Annotated in this window: 17 protein-coding genes and 2 tRNA genes; 11 read left to right on the top strand and 8 right to left on the bottom strand. The window is 37.8% G+C overall.

What is annotated here, in order from left to right:
* Positions 1 to 3 precede the first annotated feature (3 nt).
* Complete coding sequence (locus tag AC6CH7_RS09635; RefSeq protein WP_498262494.1) at positions 4 to 993, top strand: hypothetical protein; 990 nt, start codon at positions 4 to 6, stop codon at positions 991 to 993.
* A 125-nt stretch (positions 994 to 1,118) separates the two neighbouring features.
* Here the strand turns inward: AC6CH7_RS09635 and AC6CH7_RS09640 are convergent, their stop codons facing one another.
* A complete protein-coding gene (locus tag AC6CH7_RS09640) occupies positions 1,119 to 1,958 on the bottom strand; it encodes an AraC family transcriptional regulator (RefSeq protein ID WP_498262495.1) in 840 nt (279 codons plus the stop codon).
* 86 nt (positions 1,959 to 2,044) lie between these two features.
* On the opposite strand from AC6CH7_RS09640, the gene AC6CH7_RS09645 reads away from it, so the two are divergent.
* Both AC6CH7_RS09645 and AC6CH7_RS09650 read left to right on the top strand, forming a co-directional pair.
* The gene (locus tag AC6CH7_RS09645; RefSeq protein ID WP_498262496.1) at positions 2,045 to 2,608 is read left to right on the top strand and encodes a short chain dehydrogenase; all 564 of its coding nucleotides are present in this window, start codon (positions 2,045 to 2,047) and stop codon (positions 2,606 to 2,608) included.
* A 10-nt stretch (positions 2,609 to 2,618) separates the two neighbouring features.
* The gene (locus tag AC6CH7_RS09650; RefSeq protein WP_498262497.1) at positions 2,619 to 3,143 is read left to right on the top strand and encodes a lipocalin-like domain-containing protein; all 525 of its coding nucleotides are present in this window, start codon (positions 2,619 to 2,621) and stop codon (positions 3,141 to 3,143) included.
* 243 nt (positions 3,144 to 3,386) lie between these two features.
* Here AC6CH7_RS09650 and AC6CH7_RS09655 read toward each other — a convergent pair whose 3' ends face one another.
* The 7 genes from AC6CH7_RS09655 to AC6CH7_RS09685 form a co-directional block, all read right to left on the bottom strand.
* Positions 3,387 to 4,151, bottom strand: a complete 765-nt coding sequence (locus AC6CH7_RS09655; RefSeq protein ID WP_498262498.1) for a LytR/AlgR family response regulator transcription factor — start codon at positions 4,149 to 4,151, stop codon at positions 3,387 to 3,389.
* A complete protein-coding gene (locus AC6CH7_RS09660; RefSeq protein ID WP_498262499.1) occupies positions 4,151 to 6,877 on the bottom strand; it encodes a sensor histidine kinase in 2,727 nt (908 codons plus the stop codon). Before AC6CH7_RS09660 ends, AC6CH7_RS09655 begins: the two co-directional genes overlap by 1 nt.
* Positions 6,878 to 7,210: 333 nt before the next feature.
* Entirely contained in the window at positions 7,211 to 7,609 is a 399-nt protein-coding gene (locus AC6CH7_RS09665) for an ISAon1 family transposase N-terminal region protein (protein ID WP_498262500.1), read from the bottom strand.
* Between the two features lie 169 nt (positions 7,610 to 7,778).
* Positions 7,779 to 7,851, bottom strand: a tRNA-Lys gene (locus AC6CH7_RS09670).
* Between the two features lie 41 nt (positions 7,852 to 7,892).
* Positions 7,893 to 7,968, bottom strand: a tRNA-Lys gene (locus AC6CH7_RS09675).
* 148 nt (positions 7,969 to 8,116) lie between these two features.
* Positions 8,117 to 10,054, bottom strand: a complete 1,938-nt coding sequence (locus tag AC6CH7_RS09680) for a KUP/HAK/KT family potassium transporter (RefSeq protein WP_498262501.1) — start codon at positions 10,052 to 10,054, stop codon at positions 8,117 to 8,119.
* A 131-nt stretch (positions 10,055 to 10,185) separates the two neighbouring features.
* The gene (locus tag AC6CH7_RS09685) at positions 10,186 to 12,033 is read right to left on the bottom strand and encodes a glycoside hydrolase family 2 protein (protein WP_498262502.1); all 1,848 of its coding nucleotides are present in this window, start codon (positions 12,031 to 12,033) and stop codon (positions 10,186 to 10,188) included.
* Between the two features lie 196 nt (positions 12,034 to 12,229).
* On the opposite strand from AC6CH7_RS09685, the gene AC6CH7_RS09690 reads away from it, so the two are divergent.
* The 8 genes from AC6CH7_RS09690 to fabV all read left to right on the top strand — a co-directional run bounded on the left by AC6CH7_RS09690 (position 12,230) and on the right by fabV (position 23,705).
* Positions 12,230 to 16,234: a two-component regulator propeller domain-containing protein gene (locus AC6CH7_RS09690; protein WP_498262503.1), complete on the top strand. Its 4,005-nt coding sequence runs from the start codon at positions 12,230 to 12,232 to the stop codon at positions 16,232 to 16,234.
* Positions 16,235 to 16,242: 8 nt separating this feature from the next.
* A complete protein-coding gene (locus AC6CH7_RS09695; RefSeq protein ID WP_498262504.1) occupies positions 16,243 to 17,280 on the top strand; it encodes an adenylate/guanylate cyclase domain-containing protein in 1,038 nt (345 codons plus the stop codon).
* 14 nt (positions 17,281 to 17,294) lie between these two features.
* Positions 17,295 to 18,479, top strand: a complete 1,185-nt coding sequence (pncB, locus tag AC6CH7_RS09700; RefSeq protein WP_498262505.1) for a nicotinate phosphoribosyltransferase — start codon at positions 17,295 to 17,297, stop codon at positions 18,477 to 18,479.
* Between the two features lie 89 nt (positions 18,480 to 18,568).
* Positions 18,569 to 19,360, top strand: coding sequence for an NIPSNAP family protein (locus tag AC6CH7_RS09705; protein ID WP_498262506.1), 792 nt, complete (start codon positions 18,569 to 18,571; stop codon positions 19,358 to 19,360).
* 5 nt (positions 19,361 to 19,365) lie between these two features.
* Complete coding sequence (locus AC6CH7_RS09710) at positions 19,366 to 20,634, top strand: glycoside hydrolase family 99 protein (protein WP_498262507.1); 1,269 nt, start codon at positions 19,366 to 19,368, stop codon at positions 20,632 to 20,634.
* Positions 20,635 to 20,673: 39 nt separating this feature from the next.
* A complete protein-coding gene (locus AC6CH7_RS09715) occupies positions 20,674 to 21,918 on the top strand; it encodes a DUF2264 domain-containing protein (RefSeq protein ID WP_498262508.1) in 1,245 nt (414 codons plus the stop codon).
* Between the two features lie 66 nt (positions 21,919 to 21,984).
* A complete protein-coding gene (idi, locus tag AC6CH7_RS09720; RefSeq protein WP_498262509.1) occupies positions 21,985 to 22,515 on the top strand; it encodes an isopentenyl-diphosphate Delta-isomerase in 531 nt (176 codons plus the stop codon).
* The gene (gene fabV, locus AC6CH7_RS09725) at positions 22,512 to 23,705 is read left to right on the top strand and encodes an enoyl-ACP reductase FabV (RefSeq protein ID WP_498262510.1); all 1,194 of its coding nucleotides are present in this window, start codon (positions 22,512 to 22,514) and stop codon (positions 23,703 to 23,705) included. Before idi ends, fabV begins: the two co-directional genes overlap by 4 nt.
* The last annotated feature ends 183 nt before the right edge of the window (positions 23,706 to 23,888 follow it).

Raw genomic sequence — 23,888 nt, forward strand, 5'->3', positions numbered from 1 at the left:
AAAATGAAATTCAAATATATAATTGGTTTTACCATGTTGGCAGGCATTGTTGCCTGTAAAAAAATCGAGAAAGGTTTTCAAAGTGATAATGTTCGCTACAAAAACAGTGATTTAATAGCCAAACGCGGATTGATCCTGTACCAATCCGATCAAATTAACGCAGATGGTTCTACACCTCCATATAGCTTTAAATTACTTAATTTAAGAAATCTGGATGGTTCACCTGCGCCACAGGAGTTTAATACAGATTATGAAATTGTAGTGTTTAAGCCTGGACAGTCATTCAATGCTGAAACAGACACTACGATTGAGTTGTTAAATGCAAAAAGAGAGACCGTGAAAAAAAAGCCAATGACTTTTAATGAAAAGAGCGGACAGCTATCTTTCAATAAGGGTTCGGCGAATATTCCACTTGGAAAATATACGTTTGACGTTGAAATGACCAACTCAACCCGCACAACTCTTTTCCCTTCTATTGCTACCATCGAGGTTCAGGACCCACTTCCAGAAGACTTATTTGTCATCACCGACAATGTGGCAAATGCATTTAATGATCAGACAGGTACTTCAGTTGCTCATAAAAATCCGGTTATCACGTGTACAAAAATCTCTTCAGCCGGTGCAAGAGCAATTCTCAAAATGGTCGACAAAAATGGAAAGGTCTTCAATCCAAAAGCAAAGGAAATCATTAAAAGAGGCGACAGGCCTGTATTTGAAAACTACGCGAAATTCAATAAAGTGATTGAAACAGACACTGCCTTGATTTGTGACTTCGAAATTGCTCCATTCCCATTGGTTAAATACGTTACACCATCTACGGATTGGGGATTCCTAATGTATTATAGAATACCTAGCGAGTTTGCAACCATCGATGGGGCACAGTTTGCAGCAGACAAGGGTACATTCTCCGTGAATCCGAGATGGTCATGGCAGTTAAAACTGGAAGGAACTTATGTCATTCAGGTTAAGTTTACAGATGTAACACACAAATAAGATCGCCATAAACGTCTAAAAAGATGACGAGACGAGTTGCAACAGCATAAAACCCATCCATATTCCGATGGATGGGTTTTATGCTCTGGTTTATCAAAATTAACCCGTTTTTAGAATAATGAGGATCAGCTAAATTGCTTTTTGAAAGCTGAAGGAGATAATCCTTTATACTTTTTAAAGATCCTGTTTAAATGACTTTCGTCTGTAAAATTAAGTTCATTGGCGATTTCGTTAATACGCATATCGCTGTGAAGCAACCTTGTTTCTATTAATCGTAGCTTATAATTTGAAATATATTGCTGAAGTGTTTCCCCTGACTGATTCTTAAAATATCTGCCGAGATAACTTAATGAAATTCCAAAGTGTTTACTAAGATGCTGTGATCTAAGCATTTTAGGTTCAAATATATTTTCTTGTATATAATGAAGAATCTTTAATACTGGCTCCCCAGTATTTTCTTGTATATTTTTTGGAAGTTTTAAGGCAATATTCCGAGCTACAACTGTAATTATTGTGTTTACTATCTGTTCAATTATTTTATTGTAATAAAGCTGTTGATTAGTATGTTCTCTTATTATATTCTCAATAAGTGATGCGATTAATGGTTTATCTACTTTATTTTTTAATATGCATCCTGGGCGATGACTTGCATTTTGAAGAATATATTCAATATGGCGGACTGACTCCTGGTCTTTTGACGATTTAGTTTCTATATAATATTTATTAAAACGCAGGAAAAAGAATTGTGTTCTAGTAATTACCTCAAAAGAATGAACATCTTCTGGTGTCAATAGAAAAAGGTTGCCCTTACGATAATTGAATCTGTTATTATTTATGAATTGTATTCCAGTGCCTTCAGCAATATAAATTAATTCAAAAAAACTATTGCTTTTTGGTATAGCATGAAATTTATCCAGCTCTTTCAAATCAATCTCAAATGGTTGATGTAGATTATCTTTTCGCATGGTCTAAATATACTGAATTAATGAAACATTGTACAGTAAACAGATGTCTATAACTGTATAAATTTACCTTCCTAAATCATATAGAAATGAAAATATTAATTATTGGCGCAAAAGGTAAAATTGGCAGCATTATCACTAAAAAGCTGGCCCAGCAGCATGAAATTATTACTGCAGGGAGAAATAGTGGAGAGTTAACAGTAGATCTTTCATCTACTGCTTCAATAAGGGGCATATTTGATAAAATAAAGAAAATTGATGCCTGTGTTTGCGTGGCAGGAGACAGCTATTCTGGTGAGTTATTTGCTATGAATAGGGAGGATTTAAATTTGGGAATCAATAATAAACTTTTAGGACAAGTTAATCTGGTATTGATTGGTCATGACTATTTAAGTGATGGTGGTTCCTTTACACTTATATCTGGGAAGATGGGAGATAAACCTTCTAAATATTCAGCGGGCAAAGCAATGGTCAACGGTGGAATAAATAGCTTTGTGTTGGCTGCGGCATTGGAGATGCCAAGAGGAATAAGAATAAATGTAATTAGTCCTGGTAAAATAGCTGATATACCTAGTGAAGATTTGATTGACGTTTATTTAAAGAGTATTGAGGGTAAAATCAATGGAGAGATTGTAAAAGTAAATTACAACTGATCATCATATCATGAAAAGACTAATTATACTCGTATTTATTATAAGTAACACCTCATTTTGCTATTCGCAAAGTTTAAAATCCATCGATAAAATAGGCGTCCCCAGATGGATAAAGGGAACATGGAAATTAGTATCGGTTGAGAATATTTATCCTAATGGAAATAAGGTATATCCTTATGGTAATCAACCTAAAGGACTACTAATGTTTGACTCAATTGGAAATTATGCTTTACAAATTTTTAAAGCTGTTAGAAGTACGGTTGCTTCTGGTGATAAAAATAAGGCTACACCAGAGGAGAATGCAGCATTAGTGCAAGGGAGTAATTCACATTTTGGAAAATATTCAGTAGATGAAACTGGTCAAATCATTACTTTTAGTATAGAATATGCCTCCTTTCCAAACTGGAACTCTAACAGTCAAAAACGCTCTTATACTTGTACAAATGGAAAACTTAAGTATGTAGTTACAAATACTACACAAGGTGGAGAATCAGTAATAGCAGAAGTTACCTGGGAAAGAGAAAAAGGTACTTAAAATATGCAAACTAAAAACGCTTCTAAAGCATATTTAGAAGCGTTTTTCAAAAATTCTGGTGAACTTGACTGACATTTTCTCGAACCACTTTGTGTCAGATTTAAAACGTATAATTAATTTGGTAGATGAATTAGATGACAAAGAATGAAAGTTCTCTAGTAGAGTTTTTTGTGAATTCACTACTATGGTATATTGCTGATTCTGTAAATTGTCTAAAGCAGTATATTGTTCGTGTTAGGTCGATTATGAAGTCTTTCCCTTCATTATTTTGAGTAAAACCTCATCTCTTTTTTGTCTTGATATTGGAGCCTGACTTCCATCTTCCATGGCAATATATCCACCATCGGTTTTTACATAAGCGGCGATTTTTCGGAAGTTGATTAGGTGAGATTGGTGCGTCCTAATGAAATTATGATTTTCGAGCAATTCCTGATATTCCTTTAATGTTTTACAGACCAGGTACTGTTTTTTATTGTCTAAATAAATATGCGTGTAATTACCTTCGGCCTCGAGCCTGATGATTTTATTGATAGCTAAAAACTCTATTTTATCAGATAAAGGGATGGCGATCTTCTGCTCATCATCTCCTCTGTCTATATTAGCAACCAGCTCTTTTAATCTTTCGTTTTCTTTTTTAGGATTAATTTGTATCGTTGCCTTTTCAACTGCATTGCTCAATTCCAAAATATTAATCGGCTTAAGCAGGTAATCTATGGCGCATACCTTAACTGCCTGTATGCCATACTTGTCAAAGGCGGTAACAAAAATAACTTCAAAATTTTGCTGTCCATTTAATAATTTTAACAAGTCGAACCCAGAAACTTCTCCCATTTCTATGTCCAGAAACAGTAAATCGGGATTTAATTCCCTAATTAATTGAAGTGCTTCAACAGCAGAGCCTGCTTCGGCAATGATGGCTACATTTGGGCAATATTTTAACAATAATTGACGCAAGTTATCCCTGCTTTTCAATTCATCGTCAATTAATATCGCTTTTAAAATTTCCATTAATCTATTGGAATGGTTAACACGGCAGTAACGCCGCTCTCATTTTCCCCTAAATTACTACTTAAATCTAAGTTTCCCACATTCCCATCGATACTGAGCAAGATTAGTCGTTCTTTTAACAGCTTCAATCCAAAGCTTTTATTGCTATTGGCTATATTTTCTTTTAAGCCGATACCATTGTCTTTGATCACGATTTTAAGGTATTTCTGGTCACAGCTAATATGTATAGCAAGGCGTCCTGCATCTCCCTTTTGAGCCAAACCATGTAGAATTGAGTTTTCTACAAGCGGCTGCATGATCATACCAGGAATTTCCATTAATTCGGTATTTACCTCTGGAGAAACTATAATTTCAAATTTAAAGTTAAAGCGCAATTGTTCCAGCTCACAATAGAGTGTAATTGCATCTAGCTCATCTGACAACGTTACGAAAGTTTTTTCCGAATTATTCAGTACCCTGCGCATCAGCAATGCGAACTTCTCCAGATAAACATTAGCTTCTTTATACTGGTTGTTATTAATCAGCGACTGGATGGAATTTAAGGCATTGAACATAAAATGAGGATTCATTTGTGATCTTATTGCTTTGATTTCCAAATCCTTGATTTTGTTTTTTAATAGGGTTTTCTTCTTTAAGTCGGCAATCCTTGCTCTATAAATAAAAAAAATGACGATTGAGGTAAGTAGGATAGAGCAAATGCTCCATCCTATAGTAGTAATTAATGAGGCCTTTTGCTCCTTGGTCATGGCACTCGAATCTATTGCCTTTTTGATCAATTCTTGCATCACTTTAGTATCCCCAGTTGTTGTATCTAATGGGTAAGTGGATATGACCCTAAAATCTGAATCAAAGGTAAATGCTTTGGTCTGCTGATAATAAAGATCTAAATTATTCTGTTTGTCTCTATCATAACTTAACTCGACATAAGTAACATTGGGCAGTTCCTTTAATTTTTGATCAATGGTATCTAATATTGGCACAGCTAATTGCGCAATAACAAAATGAAGCTGACTACCATTTTGCTTTTTAATAAGATCGATATAGCCTTTTAAAACTTTGGAACGATTATTATTTACAATTAATACTAAAGGCTTTCCTTTAAATTGGGTAAGATCAAGAGTGCTTCCGTCTTTTAAGAAGAGTTGCTTAACAGGACTTGGATTTCCTGCCGACCACAACTGCATTGCCCTTGTCCAAAGCTCTGTGATGCGATTTGTAAGTGAAGTATTGCCGCAATTATGGATGAAATCTTCATAATAATTTTTCAACCTTCTTGTACTTTCCGGGTCACCTTTCTGAAGCTCTTTTTCGAACGCTTCAGAAATGGAAAAGTATAAAGGATATCCTTCAAAAGATGCCATAGCCGTTGCGTAACTCGCAAAGAAGCCGTACTGGTCGGCATTTACCATACCTAGTTTTGTTTGCTGATAGGAAAGTAACCATATTAGATAATAGCCATAATACATACCACCTTCTGAACCACTCATTGAAACAGGTAGTGTATCAATACTTAGAAAGAACCCTTTTGGGAACTCATCTAAAAGCCTATTCGGTTTTTGTTTTTTACGGTATTCAGAAACATACATCAGTTTTGTTCCGGCCTGCACATACTTAAAATCTTTTCTGCAATAGTCTAAAATTTCTGAAGAAACACGGTTAGCATATTTTTTTAAAATGCCATCAAAATCTTTTTGTCCCTGTTTTTGAAAAGCTATAAATTCTTTTAGTGATTTAGAACGGTAATTACTTTTATTAACCCATTGGTTGTCAACAACAGCTACCAGATCTTTACTTAATGCCGCTTTCGCCGCTGCATTCCCGCCGAAAGAAACGGTGTTGTAAAAATTCAGTGCATCTGCTTTAACGGTCAGCGTATCTAATGGTTCCAACAGCAGACTAAAAGTTTTAAATCCATCGAATTCATCATCCCCATCAAATTTACCAAAAACCCATCTACGCCTTGTATTTGGGCCTGCCAATATATTTGCACTAAAAGATCCATCTTTATTAAACCTAAAAATTTCTTCACCCCAATCAGTAATTGAGTAAATACTATCTGCCTTAGTTAAATTAGTAATGTTTCCTTTTATGACTGCGTTTCTTAGTAATTTAAAAGACGCCGATTTTAAAACTGCATTAGCGATATTTTTCTCACCAGCAGAGTTTGATAAGTCTACTGTTTTAACTTGGGGCTTGCCCGCAATTAGAGCATTTATTATTGTTTTAGAAATTTGCTTTAAATGATCCATTGGAAAAAATCTATCGACCGACAATTCTGTTCTTGGGGTATAAGATTGTCCTTTAGCATCAATTACTGAGAAGCCGGATTTTGGAGCGGTTGACAATAGCTTCAATTTCGATATTTTCCCCTGACCATCTGCTGTTATTTCGTAAATCTGTTTAGTTAGATTTTTTTTTCTGTTTTCTACATATGGAGGATAGTAGGAATCATAGCCCAGCGAAGTGTTGTTTGCATCAGTATATTTCAATCTCATTCGTTCAATGGAAACTTTAAAGGCCAAATCTCCATTTTGTGTTTTACTAGAGACTTCGTACCTCACATCAAAGCGATAGTCGGAGGTATGAGTTAAGTTACTGATTCGAATATCTGCTTCAAACCAATCTCCTGATTTGAGCGTTAATAAAGAACTCTGTTTTTGAGCGAAGAGTTGTGAAAGCCCAAGCAACAAAATTATTCCAAGGCTTAAAAGTTTTTTCTGTTTCATGTTTCTAAGATTTAAACAAAAGAACTTAAAGCTATCCATTTCGTTTGGCCTCATTGAGCAGATGACATATATCACTTATTATTCTGCAATAATACCATTTCATCTTGTTGATTACTATGTTTATGGTTAAAAGATAGTCTTGCTGGTAATGGTTTGCACTTTTTTGAATGAATTGATTTTCAGTTTTTTTGATATATATACTGGTCTCGTCTATGGAAAGCTGTTCACCAAGGTTTTCCGGATATAAGAGCCATTTTTTTGCATGTGATTTCTGATTCCAACTTTTAAAATCGCTCAGATAATCACGATATTGACGAAGCAGGTTTTTAGACCTCACGCCATAAAATGAACTGATCGCATCAACACTACTGGGGGCTGTATCGATTGATTTCTTTTAAAAAAGCCGCGAATTCCCCTGTCATTCGCGTTCCTTTTTCTACTAAAGTCCAAGTCCGGTAAATCACCGTAGAGGTCTCTGTATTGAGCCATCGGCGGCGACGGATATGAAAAAAAAACCTTATGCCCTCGAATAGGAAAGTCCTGAATCACAATCTGTGGGAAAAAACCTTTGGATAAAACTTTAATGCCATTCCATTCCGATGGAGGATTATTCAGCTCTTCAAGTTCGATATGGAAGGTTTCACTATCTTCAATAACGCCTTTGAATTCAAAATTTTCTAATATGAAATCTGGCAGAAATAATCTGAGCAAGGATGCAGTAGCTGATGGCATAAATATAAAAGTGTTGAAAAATGCAAAGCTATAATTTTAAAGCCTGCTCTACAACATTTGGCATTGATCCACAAAATCTTTGTTTAATTAGTTTTTAAGCAACGTTGCAAATTACCTTAAAAACAGAAAACCATCTTTAAGATAAATAAAGATGGTTTTTGAATTTCTGTGATCCCGCTGGGATTCGAACCCAGGACCACTACATTAAAAGTGTAATGCTCTACCAGCTGAGCTACGGAATCATTTTCTCATCAAACTAAAAACCTCAAATCCTGAAGTTTTTTGGTGATCCCGCTGGGATTCGAACCCAGGACCACTACATTAAAAGTGTAATGCTCTACCAGCTGAGCTACGGAATCATGCTCCTTTTGTTTGATGAGGGTGCAAAGATAGGATTATAAAATTATTCTGCTAAATAAATCGAGAAATATTTTTAATTATTTTGAAGTATTTAGCTAACTCTTTAATTCTCATTACAGTGCGTTTTCCTACTTTCTGGAAATAACTTTATTTAATCCTTTTCATTACAATAGGATCGGGGATATCTACTATTAAAGGCACCTTTTCTACCGTAACAAAACTAGAGTCTAATCCAAAGCCTCTCTTCTCCGAGATGCTCAAAAGTTTCAATATTCTATGGTACGACATGGTAACCCGCTCAATAAACTTCAAACTGTTAGAGTTTGAAATGATCTTCTCTAGCACAACAAATCTAAAGTCGCCGGGAATTTTTTGGGCTTTTAACGATTCATACTTGCTCGTAATGTCAATTTCACCGCTCTGCACCAATTCTTCCACCACTTTTCTGAACAATACATTAACCCTTTGTTCAACCCTAAAACCTAGTCTAAAATCGATTCTAATCAATTTTCCCGGTATCATTTGGTCTACTTCATATTCTAAGGTGTATGGCTCGTCAGTAACATCTACGTGCAGCAACCAGTAAACATCTGCTCTTTTAGGATGTTTCTGAATAATAGAGTAAATAACCGAGGATTCAATCTCGCTGTTAAAGTTGGCGCTGGTAAGATAAACCAGGTTCGAGGAGTATTTGGCAATAGAAGCATCCGCACTTATATTTTTAATCAGCTGATAGAAATCCTGAATGTCTACAAACTTCATATACCTGTTTCTAATTCTACGGCCGTTGTGCCATGTCCACATAACCGAGAACAATGCAATACCCAGAATTAACGTAAACCATCCGCCATGAAGAATTTTTGCTGCATTTCCTGCCAAAAAAGTCAGCTCAATAACACCATAGATCAATAAAAATATTACTATTAAATACCTTGGAACCTTTTTTCTGATAAGGAATACAGAAACCAAAATAGTAGTCATTAGCATGGCAACTGTAATAGATAAACCATAAGCTGCCTCCATATTAACAGATTTCTGGAAAATCAGTACCACAATGATACAACCCACCATTAATATCCAGTTCATAGAAGGAACATACAATTGGCCTTTCTGCTCACTCGGATAATTAATTTTAACCTTTGGCCAAAGATTTAGCCTAACGGCTTCGGCAATCAATGTAAATGAACCTGAAATAAGGGCCTGACTGGCAATAGCCGCCGCAACAGTTGCAATAGCGATACCATATATCAGGAACCAATCCGGCATTAAATGATAGAACGGATTTACATCACCCAGATGTTTGCCTTGTAAATTCCATAACCAAACACCCTGGCCCATATAGTTTAATATCAAACATATCTTTACATAGATCCAGCTAATCCTGATGTTAGAGCGACCGCAGTGACCCAAATCTGAATACAAAGCCTCAGCTCCCGTAGTACATAAAAATACCGCCCCGATGATTAAAAAAGCCTCAGGATTGGTAGTAAGAATATGATAAGCGTAGTAAGGATTAATTGCCTTTAGTATCACAGGCAGCTCCATAACATGCACAAAACCTAAAACGGCAATCATGGTAAACCAAAGCCACATAATAGGGCCAAAGGCTTTACCAACAAGAGAGGTTCCAAATTGCTGCAAGCCAAACAGAAAAATAATGATGGCCAGCACAATAGGAACAGTAGGCAGGTCATGATAAATAAGTCCCAAACCCTCAATGGCAGCCGAAACAGTAACCGCAGGGGTCATTATCCCATCGGCAAGCAAGGCTGCCCCACCAACCATGGCCGGTATGATCAGCCATTTGGCTTTTCGCTTAACTAAAGAAAAAAGAGAGAAAATCCCACCTTCACCTTTATTATCAGCCTGTAAAGTAATAATAACGTATTTGATGGTGGTTTGTAAGGTAAGTGTCCACACTATACAGGATAAACCTCCTAAAATAAGATCTTGTGTAATCAGTCGATCTCCAATAATTGCTTTAAATACATATAGGGGAGAAGTACCAATGTCTCCATAGATAATACCTAAACTGATTAGTAATCCTGCAGCACTTAGCTTTTGAATGTGTTTATGATGGCCCATGGCTTTTAAAAAATATTGCGGCAAATGTATGAATAATCTATAACGAAAAAACCCCGGAAGAAAATTAGCCGTAAAGCCAAGATTCTTACCGGGGTTAGGTGAAATAATCACCTCTCCGTACAAATCGTTTTTTATGGATTCATCTTAACAAGATCAGCATTGTAAAGTTTGTCTGTAACCCCTTTTAATTTGGCTGCAGGCACTTTAATTACTTTTCTGTCGTAAGTCATTAATCCATTAGTTTCTTGCTCAACATCAGTAGTTTGGGTATATACAGCTGCCGAAAGTCCTTTTTTAATTAATCCTTCCATCTCAGTCATAAATGAAGCGTATTTATCAAATAGTTCATCTGCGGTCTTAAATGTCTGATATCCCCAGTTATCTTTTTCTTTCCAGGTATGTCCCGGTACAGGTAAGCCTAAGCCACCATATTCACCTAAAACAATTGCGTGAGTGGGGCCAAAAAGGTCAGGTCTAGGTATTCTGGGATTAGGATAATGGTGTAAATCAACAATATCTCCAGTGACAACATGGTTACCACCACTTGCGCTGTTTACCAGACGAGAAGGATCTTTTTCTTTAGTCCATTCCGCAATTTCTTTGGTCTTAAACTGACCCCACGCTTCGTTAAACGGAGTCCAAACAACAATACTAGGGAAGTTATGCAAGTCATCCATGATCTTGTTCCATTCCTTGCGGTATATCGCTTCAGATTCTGCAGAGCGGTCTTTATCTGTACCACCCATTGTGCCTAAATTAGGTTCCCATTGGTTACCCAAATCCCCACTTGGCATATCCTGCCATACCAAAATACCTTGCTTGTCACATTCATAATACCAGCGTGCAGGCTCCACTTTAATGTGCTTACGGATCATATTAAAGCCCATTTCTTTGGTTTTAATAATATCGAATTTCAAAGCCTCATCAGTAGGGGCGGTATATAAGCCATCTGGCCACCATCCCTGATCTAACGGTCCGTATTGAAATACAAACTTATCATTCAGCAACATTCTTTGGATGCCATTAGCATCCGGGGCCATTGATGATTTGCGCATAGCGAAATAACTCTTAACCTCATCAACTGGTTTTCCATTACGCACCAGCGCAACTTTTAAGTCGTATAAAAATGGACTTGCAGGCGACCATAGTTTCGGATTCGCAATAACCAATGTAGCTGCCTCAGTAGCATCTACCTCTTGCTCAGAAACCTTAGATGCACCATCAAAAGCGGTGATTCTTAACTTATCACCAGCTTGCGCTGCTTGCACATCAGCAGAAACAGTTAAAGATTTAGCATCAATATCTGGCGTTTGTTTGGTCGAAGCGATATAGCTTTTGGCAACGCTTTCTAACCATACTGTTTGCCATATTCCGGTAACTGGTGTATACCAGATGCCTTCTGGTTTTATTTGTTGTTTACCTCTAGGTTGTGGCCCATTATCCGTTGGATCCCAAACACTAACAGTTAATTCTTGTTTGCCGCCTTTTTTTAAGAAAGGAGTGATGTCAAAAGAAAATGGATCAAATCCGCCTTCATGTGTGCCAACTTTTTTCCCGTTTAAATAGATTTCCGATTTCCAATCTATCGCACCAAAATGCAATAAAATGGTGTTTTTCATATTAGAAGGGACAGCAAAGCTGGTTTGGTACCATAGCAGGCTATCTTTACCAACAGTTTTACCTACACCAGATAAAGATGATTCAACTGCAAAAGGAACTAATATTTTACCTTGATAGGCTTTAGGCTCGCTTTCATTTTTGTGGTTGATAGCGTAGTTCCATAAACCATTTAAATTTTTCCAGTTATTGGTGCGTACCAACTGTGGTCGTGGGTACTCAGGAAGTGGGTTTGCAGGATTTAATTTTTCCGCCCATGGCGTAGAGATCTTTCCGGGCACCGGTTTCCAGTTTTGTGATTGTGCTGATGCGATCAGCGACTGGGAAAGGCATAACCCGATTAAGTAAGAGAATAATTTCATAAATGAATACTTGGTTTAATGATTTGTGTGTTCCTCCCTGCTTAACAGGCCGAACGAATATCCAAATAAAGCAAATATGTTTTGATAAATCGGCTCAAAAATTATTCAAATCGTCGCAATTTGATTTGAAAATAATTAATTTGGCCCGTTCAACACCCCCCTGGTAATTGTAACGTTAACCATTTACAAACTAAACTTGAAGAAGCTAACCACAACTGCTCTTTTCCTATTTGTTTTTTTAAACCTACTAAAGGCACAGCCTTATTATTTCAGGCATTATCAGGTAGAGCAGGGTTTGTCCTACAACTCCGTATTTAGCATTCTGCAAGATTCAAAAGGCTTTTTATGGTTTGGTACAAAAGATGGCTTAAACAGGTTTGACGGATATAGCTTTAAAGTATTCCGTAGCAAGCCAGGTGACACTACCAGCCTCAGAAATAATGTGATCAGGGCAATTTTTGAAGATGCAAGAAAGCAACTTTGGGTAGGCACCTCAAACGGATTATATTGCTATAACGATACCACACAGCAATTTAAGCTGGTGCCAATAACCCTTAATAAAGGCGTTTGGGATATGAAAAGCCATGGTAATGGCGATATATGTTTTATTACCGATCGTAAACTCTATAAGTATAGCAGGAGTAAGCGCACCTTCGAAGAGTTTAGTAAACACCAGGACTTTGAAGCTACAGCAACTACATTTTCAAGTGATGGAACCCTATGGGTATCATCACCGGATGGGTTAATCAGGAAGTACAATAAAGCAAACGATAGCTTTACGTCGTTCAACCTTTTTAAAAATTCACCACCGGTTATCTCTCATTGGATAAGCAAAATATATGCTACAGCCTCAAATTCCATTTTAGTGGCAACCTCACATCAGGGGGTAAAGCTGTTTGATCTCGCTACTTTGAGCTATAAAGATATTTTAACCTTTAATAAGGATAAAACAAGCATTTATGCCAAGAACTTTATTCACAATAATGGAGATGAATATTGGGTAGCAACAGAATCAGGCGTATTTGTCTACAACTTAAAAACAGGGAAATATACCAACCTGCGTAAAAATCCAAACGACCGGTATGCCATATCAGATAATGCGGTTTATGCTTTTGCTAAAGATAAAGAAGGCGGTATTTGGGTAGGTACTTATTTTGGTGGTGTTAACTATTATCCTAAGCCGTTTACCTTTTTCGATAAGTTTTTCCCACAAAATAATAAGCGCTCACTTAGCGGGAGTGCCATACGCGAGATCTGTAACGATAAATTCGGAAACTTTTGGGTGGGTACAGAAGATGCCGGGGTAAACAAAATTTCGCCCAATGGCGATTTTACGGCCTTTATACCTGATGGCTCTAAAGCCAGTATCGCTCATACAAATATTCATGGTTTAAAAGCCATGGGCGATGAATTATGGATAGGGACGTATGAACAGGGGCTGGATATAATAGATATAAAATCGGGCAAAGTAATCAGGCATTACGACAAAGGAGATGCCCCAAACGCACTTAAAAGTAACTTTATTGATTGCTTTTATCAGACCCGTTCCGGAGATATTCTGGTTGGTACTGCCGATGGATTGCACCGATATAATAAAACCACACACGATTTTACCCTGATTAAACAGGTTCCGCAAAATTTCCATTATACAGCAATAACAGAAGATGCTGATGGCACTATCTGGACGGCAACAATAGGCGGTGGTCTTTTGTATTATAACCCTAAAACGAATAAACAAGGTTTCTATAGAAATGATGCTCAAAACGAAAATAGCTTAAGCGATAACTTTGTAAACGGGGTGTTCATCTCTACCGATAAAACACTGTGGGTGACCACAGAAAATGGTTTAAACCAATTCAATCCTATAGATAAAACTTTTAAAAGATACGGCACTAAGGATGACTTTCCCAGCGATGTTTTCTATAAAACTGAAGAGGATAAGGCAGGTAATTTATGGATCAGTTCCTCTAAAGGACTAATTTGCTATAACCCCAAAACAAAGAAAATAAGGGTATACACTACAGCAAACGGATTATTGAGCGACCAGTTCAATTATAACTCATCCTTTCAGGATGCCAGCGGTCAGATCTATTTTGGCAGTGTAAATGGTTTGGTAAGCTTTAATCCTTCGCAATTTAAACAAAACACCATTTTGCCACAGGTTTACATTACAGGCTTCCAGGTATTTAATCAGGAACTGTTGATCAATACTGAAGGTTCTCCGCTTAAAAAATCAATATCCTATACAGATCAGATCAAACTTAAATACGATCAGTCTACCTTTAGTATTGATTTTGCTGCCCTTGCATATACCGATCATGAAACTGCAGAATATGCTTATAAGCTAGAAGGGGTTGATAAAGATTTCACCTACCTTAAAAAGAACAGGAGGGTGTTCTATACCAAGCTTAGCCCAGGTAAATATACCTTTCTCGTTAAGGGCGCTAACAGTAGTGGCGTATGGAATGAAACACCAAGGGAACTGATCATAGAAATATCTCCTCCGTTTTGGTTAAGTGGTTGGGCTTATTTGTTTTACCTATTATTATCTATTGCTGCAGTTTATGCTCTGGTGGTATACACTAACAACAAAATTAAGCTTAGAAACAAGAGGAGGATAGAGCAGTTGGAGAACCAAAAAGAAAGGGAAATTTACGAAGCTAAAATTGAATTCTTTACGCAGATCACACATGAGATAAGAACACCACTTACTTTAATAAAAGGTCCGTTAGAAACAGTCATAAAAAAATATGCTCCGGCTCCAGAGGTACTTAACTATTTGCTTACGATGGAAAAGAATGCCGACAGGCTGTTACATTTAACAAACCAGCTGCTCGATTTCAGAAAGATTGAGTCCAGGGAATATAGCCTTAACCTGATGAAAAGTAACATCAGCGAAATCTTAAGAGAGCATCATCTAAGGTTCAAAAATGCAGCTGAAGAAAAGCAGATCCACTTTCAACTCAATTTACCACAAATGGAGTTTTATAGCAAAGCCGATGCCGAAGCACTTAATAAGATTTTAAGCAATTTACTAAGCAATGCCATTAAATACGCTGACAAAAGAGTTGATGTCTTGCTGCATAATCCCGATACAGAGTCTAATCAATACGCTATAGTAGTTAAAAACGATGGTTTTTTAATCCCGGAAGAAATGAGGGAAAGAATCTTTGAATCGTTTGTCAGGTTAAAGGAAACATCCAATCAAATAGGCACAGGTATAGGTTTGGCACTTGCGCGTTCTTTATCCAGGCTACATGGTGGTACTTTAACATTTCATGCCGATGAAAATGAAATGAATGTGTTCGAAGTAAAATTGCCTTATTATCCTTCTAACGAGGCCATTCAAGAAAAATCAGATCAACAGGAAATTGTAACCTCCGCGGTTTATCAGGAAATACCACCTGAAATTGAAAACACAAAGCACGATGCTAAGCCACTGATCTTGTTGGTAGATGACAATGCCGATATCCTGCAGTTCATTTCAAAAGAACTTAGTTCTACGTACAATTGCATTACCGCCTCTAATGGTCAGATAGCGCTTGATATGATAAAAGAGCGCACAGTACAACTGATCGTTAGCGATGTAATGATGCCGGTTATGGATGGCTATGAACTATGCAGACAAATAAAAACCAATCTGGATTATAGCCATATTCCCCTTATTCTGTTAACAGCAAAAAGTGCATTTCAATCAAAAATAGAAGGCTTGGAAATAGGGGCCGACGCATATATAGAGAAACCCTTTTCACCGCAGCACTTACAGGTGCAAATTCAAAACCTGCTGTTCAACAGAAATCAGTTAAAAGATTACTTCGTTAGGTCGCCTTTAATTCATATAAAAAGCATTGCTCATACTAAGCCTGATGAGATCCTTTTAGAAAAACTGAATGATTTTATCCTTAAAAATATTGCAAACCGTGATTTGGATGTAGATAAACTGGCCGAAACATTAAACATGAGTCGGGCCACGTTCTATCGTAAAATAAAATCCATTTCTAACCTGTCGCCCAACGAGCTCATCAATATCACACGACTTAAAAAAGCAGCAGAACTACTTGTAGGAACAAATTATAAAATTCAGCAAATAGCTGATTTAACAGGTTTTACCTCTCAATCTCAATTAGGTAGGGCATTTACAAAACAGTTTGGGGTAACGCCGTCAGAGTATGCTAATAATTTCATCAGGAAAAATGAATAAATTAGAGCATGAACCGCAGAACACAATATAAGTTAAGACAACTTGGAGTAATTATAATTGCATGGCTCATTATTGGCTTTATAATGGCCGTTTATGATCATATGATAATATATACCAATAATTCATTGGGCCCGTCTACCGATTACACTTTCCTTTCATCGGTCATTAGAAACATGTTTGCGGCACTTGTTGGCGCCCTTTTAGGCGGAAGTTTGCTCGTATTCTTTGTGAACGTAAAGTACCAGGACAAGTCTTACGGCTATACCGTACTTGCTGTAATGATATCTTTTGTGCTTATTATTTTGTTCATCAACGTCTTGTTTCGTATTTTTTCCGTGCAGGATACGCACCGGCTTTTTAAAAATGGTCTTGCCTGGGGTATAGTAGTGGCTGTTACCCAATTGCTTTTGCAAATCAATTGCAAGTTTGGCCAAGGCACGTTCTGGAATATTGCATGTGGAAAATACAATACCCCTAGAGAAGAACAGCGTATTTTTATGTTTCTCGACATCAATTCATCCACAACAATAGCTGAACAGTTGGGCGATCAAAAGTACCATGAATTTCTTAAGGACTTCTTTACAGACATTACCAACCCCATACTGGATAACAAAGGAGAAATATACCAGTATGCCGGCGACGAAGTTATTGTGGCCTGGAAGTATCAGGACGGAATTGAAAATAGCATGTGTGTACGGTGTTTTTTCGATATTAAGACCTACATTAACAGTATAAAAAATAAATACCTGAAGCGTTACGGTGTGGTACCTACCTTTAAAGCCGGAATCCACTGTGGCAAAGTTGTTGCAGGTGAAGTTGGAATAATTAAGCGGGATATAACCTACTCAGGTGATGTATTAAACACAACTTCCAGGATACAGGGGATGTGCAAGCAGTACGATGAGGAAGTAATTGCCTCTGCAGAACTTATAAATAAGCTTCAGTTAACCAGCAGTTATATAGTAGAGGCCCTTGGGTCAATAAAATTAAAAGGCAAAGAGCGCGAAATGTTATTGAGCTCGGTTAAGCCAATTGTTTATTCATAAAAATATCTCTTAATATGTCATTACATGCGTTGCCAATACTATCGTCAATATTAGATAACGATTTTTATAAAATTACCATGCAGCAGGGGGTAATACGTTTATTCCCGGCTGCAAAAGCAAGGTATGCATTTATAAATAGGGGTAAACATTCATTTCCTGATGGTTTTGCAAAAGCATTAAGAGAGGCCGTAAATGAAATGGCCACATTAAAACTAAGCCGAGAAGAAAAACACTTTTTGCAGGTAAACTGCCCATATCTCGATCCTGTATATCTTGATTTTCTGGAAGGATACCGGTACAATCCGGAAGAAGTACATATTACGCAGACCGGAGATCAGCTCGAGGTACATGTAGAAGGCCTATGGTACCGAACCATTTTATGGGAAGTACCATTAATGTCGCTTATTTGTGAGCTATTCTACGTCCTTAATGATTCCCAAAGGATCTCTAATGACGAGGTAATTAACCGCACTAAAGAAAAGATCGAAAACTACCGCCGTTTAGGTGTTACAGTAGCAGAATTTGGTACCCGTCGCAGGTACTCTTATCAGGTACATCGATTGGTACTTCAGGCGCTTAGCCAATACGGCGATGGTTCATTTATAGGTACCAGTAATGTACATATGGCCATGATCCATAAAACAAAACCTATTGGAACTCATGCCCACGAATGGTTTATGTTTCATGCTGCACGTTATGGTTTTAAAATGGCCAATGCAATAGGGTTGGAGCATTGGGTAGCCGTTTACCGTGGCGATTTGGGTATTGCATTATCTGATACCTATACTACAGAAGTGTTCTTTAAGCAGTTCGATAAAATGTTTTCTAAGCTGTTTGATGGCGTCAGGCACGATAGCAGTGATGCACTGCTTTTTGCCGATAAAGTAATTTCACATTACAACAGCATGGGCATTGATCCCAGAACCAAAACCATAATTTTTTCCGATGGATTGAACTATGAAAAAGTAGCCCGCATTGCTGATCATTGTCGTGATAAAATCGGAATGTCATTTGGAATAGGTACGAACCTTACCAATGATGCCGGACCTGCAGCAATGAATATTGTGATAAAAATGACCGAGGCACAGCCAAAGGACGGGGAGTGGACGGAGGTTGTAAAGCTTTCTGACGAACATGGAAAGTACACGGGAACCGAACGCATGATCAATCTGGCTAAAACCATTCTGGAGATAGATTAGAAAAGAACAGTTTTACGCAACGAATTTGTTGTTATTTCTTTAAGTCGCAGGAAATTATCTAGTTTTAGTATTTAAAATAAACTAAACACATGAAATCAAAAACTTTGTTTAACTGCTGTATGGCCGTTATTATCTTTATCATTGGCAGCACATTGCAATCGATTGCCGCTGCCCCTCCAAAACAATTTTATCAAATAACAGTATATCATCTTAAAAGCAAAGCTCAGGAAGAGAGGGTAGATAAATACCTTTCAGAAGCTTATGTGCCAGCTGCACACCGACTAGGTGTTAAAACCGTAGGGGTATTTAAAGCCGCGGATATAGACACTGCTACCGACAAAAAGATCTATGTATTTCTTGCTTTTCAATCACTAAAACAGTTTAGTGAGGTATCCCAATTGCTTTTAAAGGATAAAGAACTGGCAATTAACGGAGCTGATTATGTAAACGCAGCGTACAACGATGCCGCTTTTGTAAGAAAAGAAAACATCATTTTAGAGGCATTTACAGGAATGCCAACATTAAAGAAACCAATATTCAGTAATGCCAAAAGCGAGCGTATCTATGAATTACGTAGCTACGAAAGCGCCTCTGAAAAGCAGCATGTTAATAAAGTTCAAATGTTTAACAATGAGGAAGTTGAGATATTTGATCGTATAGGTAGCCAGGCCGTATTCTACGGTGAAGTGTTAGCCGGGAGCCGTATGCCAAACCTAATGTATTTAACCACTTACAGCGATAAAAAATCAAGAGATGAACATTGGAAAGTTTTTGGTGCCGATCCAAAATGGAAACGTGTATCGGCTTTGCCTGAATATCAGAATAATGTTTCAAGAAACGATACTCAATTCGTCGTTCCAACTGAATATTCTGATTTTTAAATTTTATGAATATAAGACATACAGTTTTACTGTGTTTACTTTGTGCAAATACACTATTTGCACAAAGTAAACACAGTAAAACATCACGGTTTAAAAGTTATAAGGGTTTAATTATGGCTGGCTATCAGGGCTGGCATAATGCTGCCGAAGATGGCGCTGACCGAGGTTGGTATCATTATCAATCTAAAGGAAAATTTGAACCCGGAAGTACAAATATTGACTTATGGCCCGAAACAAATGACCTAAAAAAGGTATACCAAACATCTTTCGTACATGCTGATGGCAGTCCGGCCTACCTGCCAAGCGCCCACGATGCGTCGACCGTCGAAACTCATTTTAAATGGATGAAAGATTATGGGCTAGACGGCGTTTTTATGCAGCGTTTTGTAGCAGAGATCAGGGGAAAGTCTGGTCGCAATCATTTCAATACAGTGCTTGGAAATGCCCTAAAGTCCTCACAAAAATATGGAAGAGCTATTTCTGTAATGTACGATTTGTCGGGTACAAGAGATAGTGTTGACGTGCCGGTGCTCATCAACGATTGGAAAAATCTGGTCGACAGTATGAAAATAACCAGCCGGGGAAACAATCAAACCTATTTATACCACAACGGAAAACCTCTTGTGGTTTTGTGGGGAGTTGGATTTGGAGATAACAGGAAGTACACCCTAAAGGATGTAGCAAAAATGGTCGATTTTTTAAAGAATGATCCAGTTTACGGTGGCTGTTCGGTAATGTTAGGCGTACCCACTTACTGGCGTGAATTTGGAAACGACACAGAGAAGAACCCATTGCTTCATGAAGTCATAAAAAAAGCGGATATCATTCATCCCTGGACCATTGGCCGATATGGCAATGAAACTGCATATAATAAATATGCAGAGGTTCAAAAAGGAGATATCGCCTGGTGTAAGCAAAATAAGCTCGATTATGTTGGAGTTGTTTTTCCGGGCTTTAGCTGGCACAATATGAATCCAAAATCGCCATCTAACCAAATTCCAAGAAACAAAGGCAAATTCTTTTGGAAACAACTCTCTAGTGCTATAAAAAACGGCGCAGAGATGCTTTACGTAGCCATGTTTGATGAAGTAGACGAAGGAACAGCTATTTTTAAAATATCTAAAAATCCGCCGGTTGGCGCAAGTACATTTGTAACCTTCGAGGAAGATATTCCTTCTGATTACTACTTATACCTTTCGGGATATGCCGGTAAAATGCTTAGGAAGCAGGTTCCTTTTAGAGAAGATGTTCCTTTACCGCCAAAGCAAAAATAATTTCCCTAATTTTCCACGGATAATTAATCAGATCATTAAATGAAGGTTGCGTTAAATAGAAAAGGTTTAGCATTGTGTTGTCTGTTGCTGGCTACAAGCGTATGTTTTGCTCAGAAAAAGGTTAAAAAGCAGATGGTCAGCGATAGGGTTTTTTGGCTGCAACAAATGGATGAGATGGTAAGGCCGGTGCTATATGATCTCTCTAATGATAGTCTGAGGATAAGAATGCCACAGGTAACCTCTAATACCACAGATAATAAAGCGCAAAGAATACAGGTTCAGTATCTTGAAGTTTTAGGCAGGGTTTTGAGTGGTATAGCCCCTTGGTTGCAATTAGAGGATGGTGATGTTGCGGAAAAGGATTTGCGCCAGCAGTACCGCAATATGGTGTTGAAAGGACTTGCTAATGCGCTCGATTCCAATAAAAAGGATTTTATGCGCTTTGATTTGGCTGGTCAGCAATTGGTAGATGCCTCATTTTTGTCGTTTGCTTTTGTAAGGGCTCCCTGGCTTTGGGAAAATCTTGATAAACAGGAAAAAGACCGACTGGTGAGCTCCATAAAAACCACCAGGAAATTTAAACCAGGCTTTTCAAACTGGTTGCTTTTTTCTGCAATGAACGAGGCGTTTTTGTGTAAGTATGGGTTCGAATGGGATCCAATGAGGGTCGATTATGCCATGCAGCAGTTAGAACAATGGTATGTTGGAGATGGGCTTTATTCTGATGGACCCGTATTCGCATTCGACTACTATAATAGCTTTGTAATTCACCCTTATTTGGCAGCAATAACAGAAATTGTCAATAAAAAGACCAATGGGTATAACGCATTATCCGAAAAAATAAAGAAACGTAATGAACGTTTTGCAGTAATTCAGGAAAGGATGATTAATGCCGACGGAACCTATCCCGCAACCGGGCGCTCTCTCATTTATCGTGGAGCAGCATTTCACCACCTGGCTGATATGGCATGGCGTAAAGCACTGCCAAAGCAATTAACAGCTGCCCAGGTACGTTGTGCACTTACCGCTGTAATCAGAAAAACACTAGAAAGTCCATCCACTTATAAAAATGGCTGGCTTTCTCTTGGGGTTTATGGCCAGCAACCAGCAATAGCAGACACTTACAACAATCAGGGAAGTCCTTATTTAAGCACCAGTATATTCCTGCCACTTGGCTTGCCCTCAACAGATCCTTTCTGGGCAAACCCACCTGAAAAATGGAGCGCTCAAAAAATTTGGAGTGGCGAAGATTTTCCAAACGACCATAGTGTTGATATCAAATGATAAAATGATTAAACTTTAGTATGTTTGCCCAAAATCTATCAGCTTCTTGGTTTTAGTTTAAGGAAAATGACGGAAAGAGTAATACTTGTAGATAAAGACGATAATGAAATCGGAACAATGCCCAAGATGGAAGCCCATCTGTTAGGTAAGCTTCATCGTGCATTTTCGGTTTTTATTTTTAATAATAAAGGAGAGTTGCTTTTACAGCAGCGTGCGGTAGAGAAATACCACTCAGGTGGCAAATGGACAAATACCTGTTGCAGCCATCCAAGATATGGCGAAGAAACCCTTGATGCTGCGAACAGAAGGTTGCAAGAGGAGATGGGAATGGAATGTAAGTTAGATTATGCATTTAACTTTACCTATCATGCAGAGATGGCCGATGGCTTATCTGAGAATGAATTTGATCATGTTTTTTTTGGTGTAAGTGATAAAACTCCTCTGCCTGATCCTGCCGAAGTTTCGGCTTTCAGGTATGTAGATATGAAAACTTTAACGCAGGATATCAAAATAAATCCTGAAATTTATACAGAGTGGTTAAAGATCTGCTTTGACCGTATATTAGAATATTATAACAAACGAAAAATATATTTATGATTATAGAACCTAGAATGCGCGGGTTTATTTGCCTTACGGCACATCCAAAAGGATGCGAGCAAAATGTAATAAACCAGATCAACTATGTAAAGTCAAAAGGTGAAATTGAAGGCCCTAAAAAGGTTCTTGTAATTGGTGCCTCAACAGGATTTGGCTTAGCATCAAGAATAACAAGCGCGTTTGGATCTGGCGCTGCCACCGTTGGTGTTTATTTTGAAAAACCACCTGCACCGGGCAAAACGGCTTCGCCGGGCTGGTATAACACTGCTGCATTTGAAGAACAGGCTCAAAAAGCCGGTTTATATGCTAAAAGCGTAAATGGTGATGCTTTTTCTACTGAAATAAAACAAAAAGTAATTGACCTGATTAAAGCTGACCTAGGGCAAATTGATCTTGTAGTTTATAGCCTGGCATCTCCTAAAAGAGTTCATCCAATAACTGGTGTAACTCATAATTCGGTTTTAAAACCAATTGGTGAGACCACATTTACCAACAAAACTGTCGATTTTCATACCGGAGTAGTTTCTGACGTTTCTATTGCACCGGCAAATGAAGAGGAAATAGAAAATACTGTTGCCGTTATGGGAGGAGAAGATTGGGGTATGTGGATTGATGAATTAAAAGCTGCAAATTTATTGGCTCCAGAGGCCATCACAGTTGCTTATTCATACATCGGCCCTGCGGTTACTGAAGCGGTTTACCGTAAAGGAACTATTGGCAGAGCGAAAGATCATTTGGAGGCTACTGCTTTTGCTATATCCGACAAGCTGAAAGACATTAATGGAAAAGCATTTGTTTCTGTAAACAAAGCCCTTGTTACTCAGGCAAGTTCTGCTATACCGGTTATTCCTTTATACATTTCGTTGCTTTATAAAATCATGAAAGAGAACGGTACTCATGAAGGATGTATTGAGCAGATGCAGCGTTTATTTGCTGAGCGTTTATATAATAAAGATGGTATTGCTACCGATGAGCAGGGCAGAATCCGTGTAGATGATTTAGAAATGGATAGCGATGTACAAGCCAAAGTTGCTGCACTTTGGGCTGAAGCAACTGAAGAAACACTTCCTAAAATAGGCGACCTGGCTGGTTATAAGAGAGATTTCTTAAACCTGTTTGGCTTTGATGTTGATGGTATCAATTATACAAAAGATACTGACGAGATGGTTGCTGTTCCCGGATTGGTTTAAAGTTTAAACTAAAGCGATCGCCGGTTTCATCTTGAAGAGACGGAAAAGTTCAAAAAAGAGGATGTTTTTACATCCTTTTTTTTATTTGTTTTTTACGCAAACGTTTGCATTAACTCATGCAAACGTTTGTTTGCCTTTTCGCTAAAATCCTCATTATTTTCTCTTAAAATAATTGATTAACAT

Source organism: Pedobacter sp. GQ55 (genome assembly GCF_059758925.1).

Coding starts and splice junctions, on each gene's coding strand:
- AC6CH7_RS09635 (WP_498262494.1), top strand. CDS start 4: ATGAAATTCAAATATATAATTGGTTTTACCATGTTGGCAGGCATTGTT.
- AC6CH7_RS09640 (WP_498262495.1), bottom strand. CDS start 1,958: ATGCGAAAAGATAATCTACATCAACCATTTGAGATTGATTTGAAAGAG.
- AC6CH7_RS09645 (WP_498262496.1), top strand. CDS start 2,045: ATGAAAATATTAATTATTGGCGCAAAAGGTAAAATTGGCAGCATTATC.
- AC6CH7_RS09650 (WP_498262497.1), top strand. CDS start 2,619: ATGAAAAGACTAATTATACTCGTATTTATTATAAGTAACACCTCATTT.
- AC6CH7_RS09655 (WP_498262498.1), bottom strand. CDS start 4,151: ATGGAAATTTTAAAAGCGATATTAATTGACGATGAATTGAAAAGCAGG.
- AC6CH7_RS09660 (WP_498262499.1), bottom strand. CDS start 6,877: ATGAAACAGAAAAAACTTTTAAGCCTTGGAATAATTTTGTTGCTTGGG.
- AC6CH7_RS09665 (WP_498262500.1), bottom strand. CDS start 7,609: ATGCCATCAGCTACTGCATCCTTGCTCAGATTATTTCTGCCAGATTTC.
- AC6CH7_RS09680 (WP_498262501.1), bottom strand. CDS start 10,054: ATGGGCCATCATAAACACATTCAAAAGCTAAGTGCTGCAGGATTACTA.
- AC6CH7_RS09685 (WP_498262502.1), bottom strand. CDS start 12,033: ATGAAATTATTCTCTTACTTAATCGGGTTATGCCTTTCCCAGTCGCTG.
- AC6CH7_RS09695 (WP_498262504.1), top strand. CDS start 16,243: ATGAACCGCAGAACACAATATAAGTTAAGACAACTTGGAGTAATTATA.
- pncB (WP_498262505.1), top strand. CDS start 17,295: ATGTCATTACATGCGTTGCCAATACTATCGTCAATATTAGATAACGAT.
- AC6CH7_RS09705 (WP_498262506.1), top strand. CDS start 18,569: ATGAAATCAAAAACTTTGTTTAACTGCTGTATGGCCGTTATTATCTTT.
- AC6CH7_RS09710 (WP_498262507.1), top strand. CDS start 19,366: ATGAATATAAGACATACAGTTTTACTGTGTTTACTTTGTGCAAATACA.
- AC6CH7_RS09715 (WP_498262508.1), top strand. CDS start 20,674: ATGAAGGTTGCGTTAAATAGAAAAGGTTTAGCATTGTGTTGTCTGTTG.
- idi (WP_498262509.1), top strand. CDS start 21,985: ATGACGGAAAGAGTAATACTTGTAGATAAAGACGATAATGAAATCGGA.
- fabV (WP_498262510.1), top strand. CDS start 22,512: ATGATTATAGAACCTAGAATGCGCGGGTTTATTTGCCTTACGGCACAT.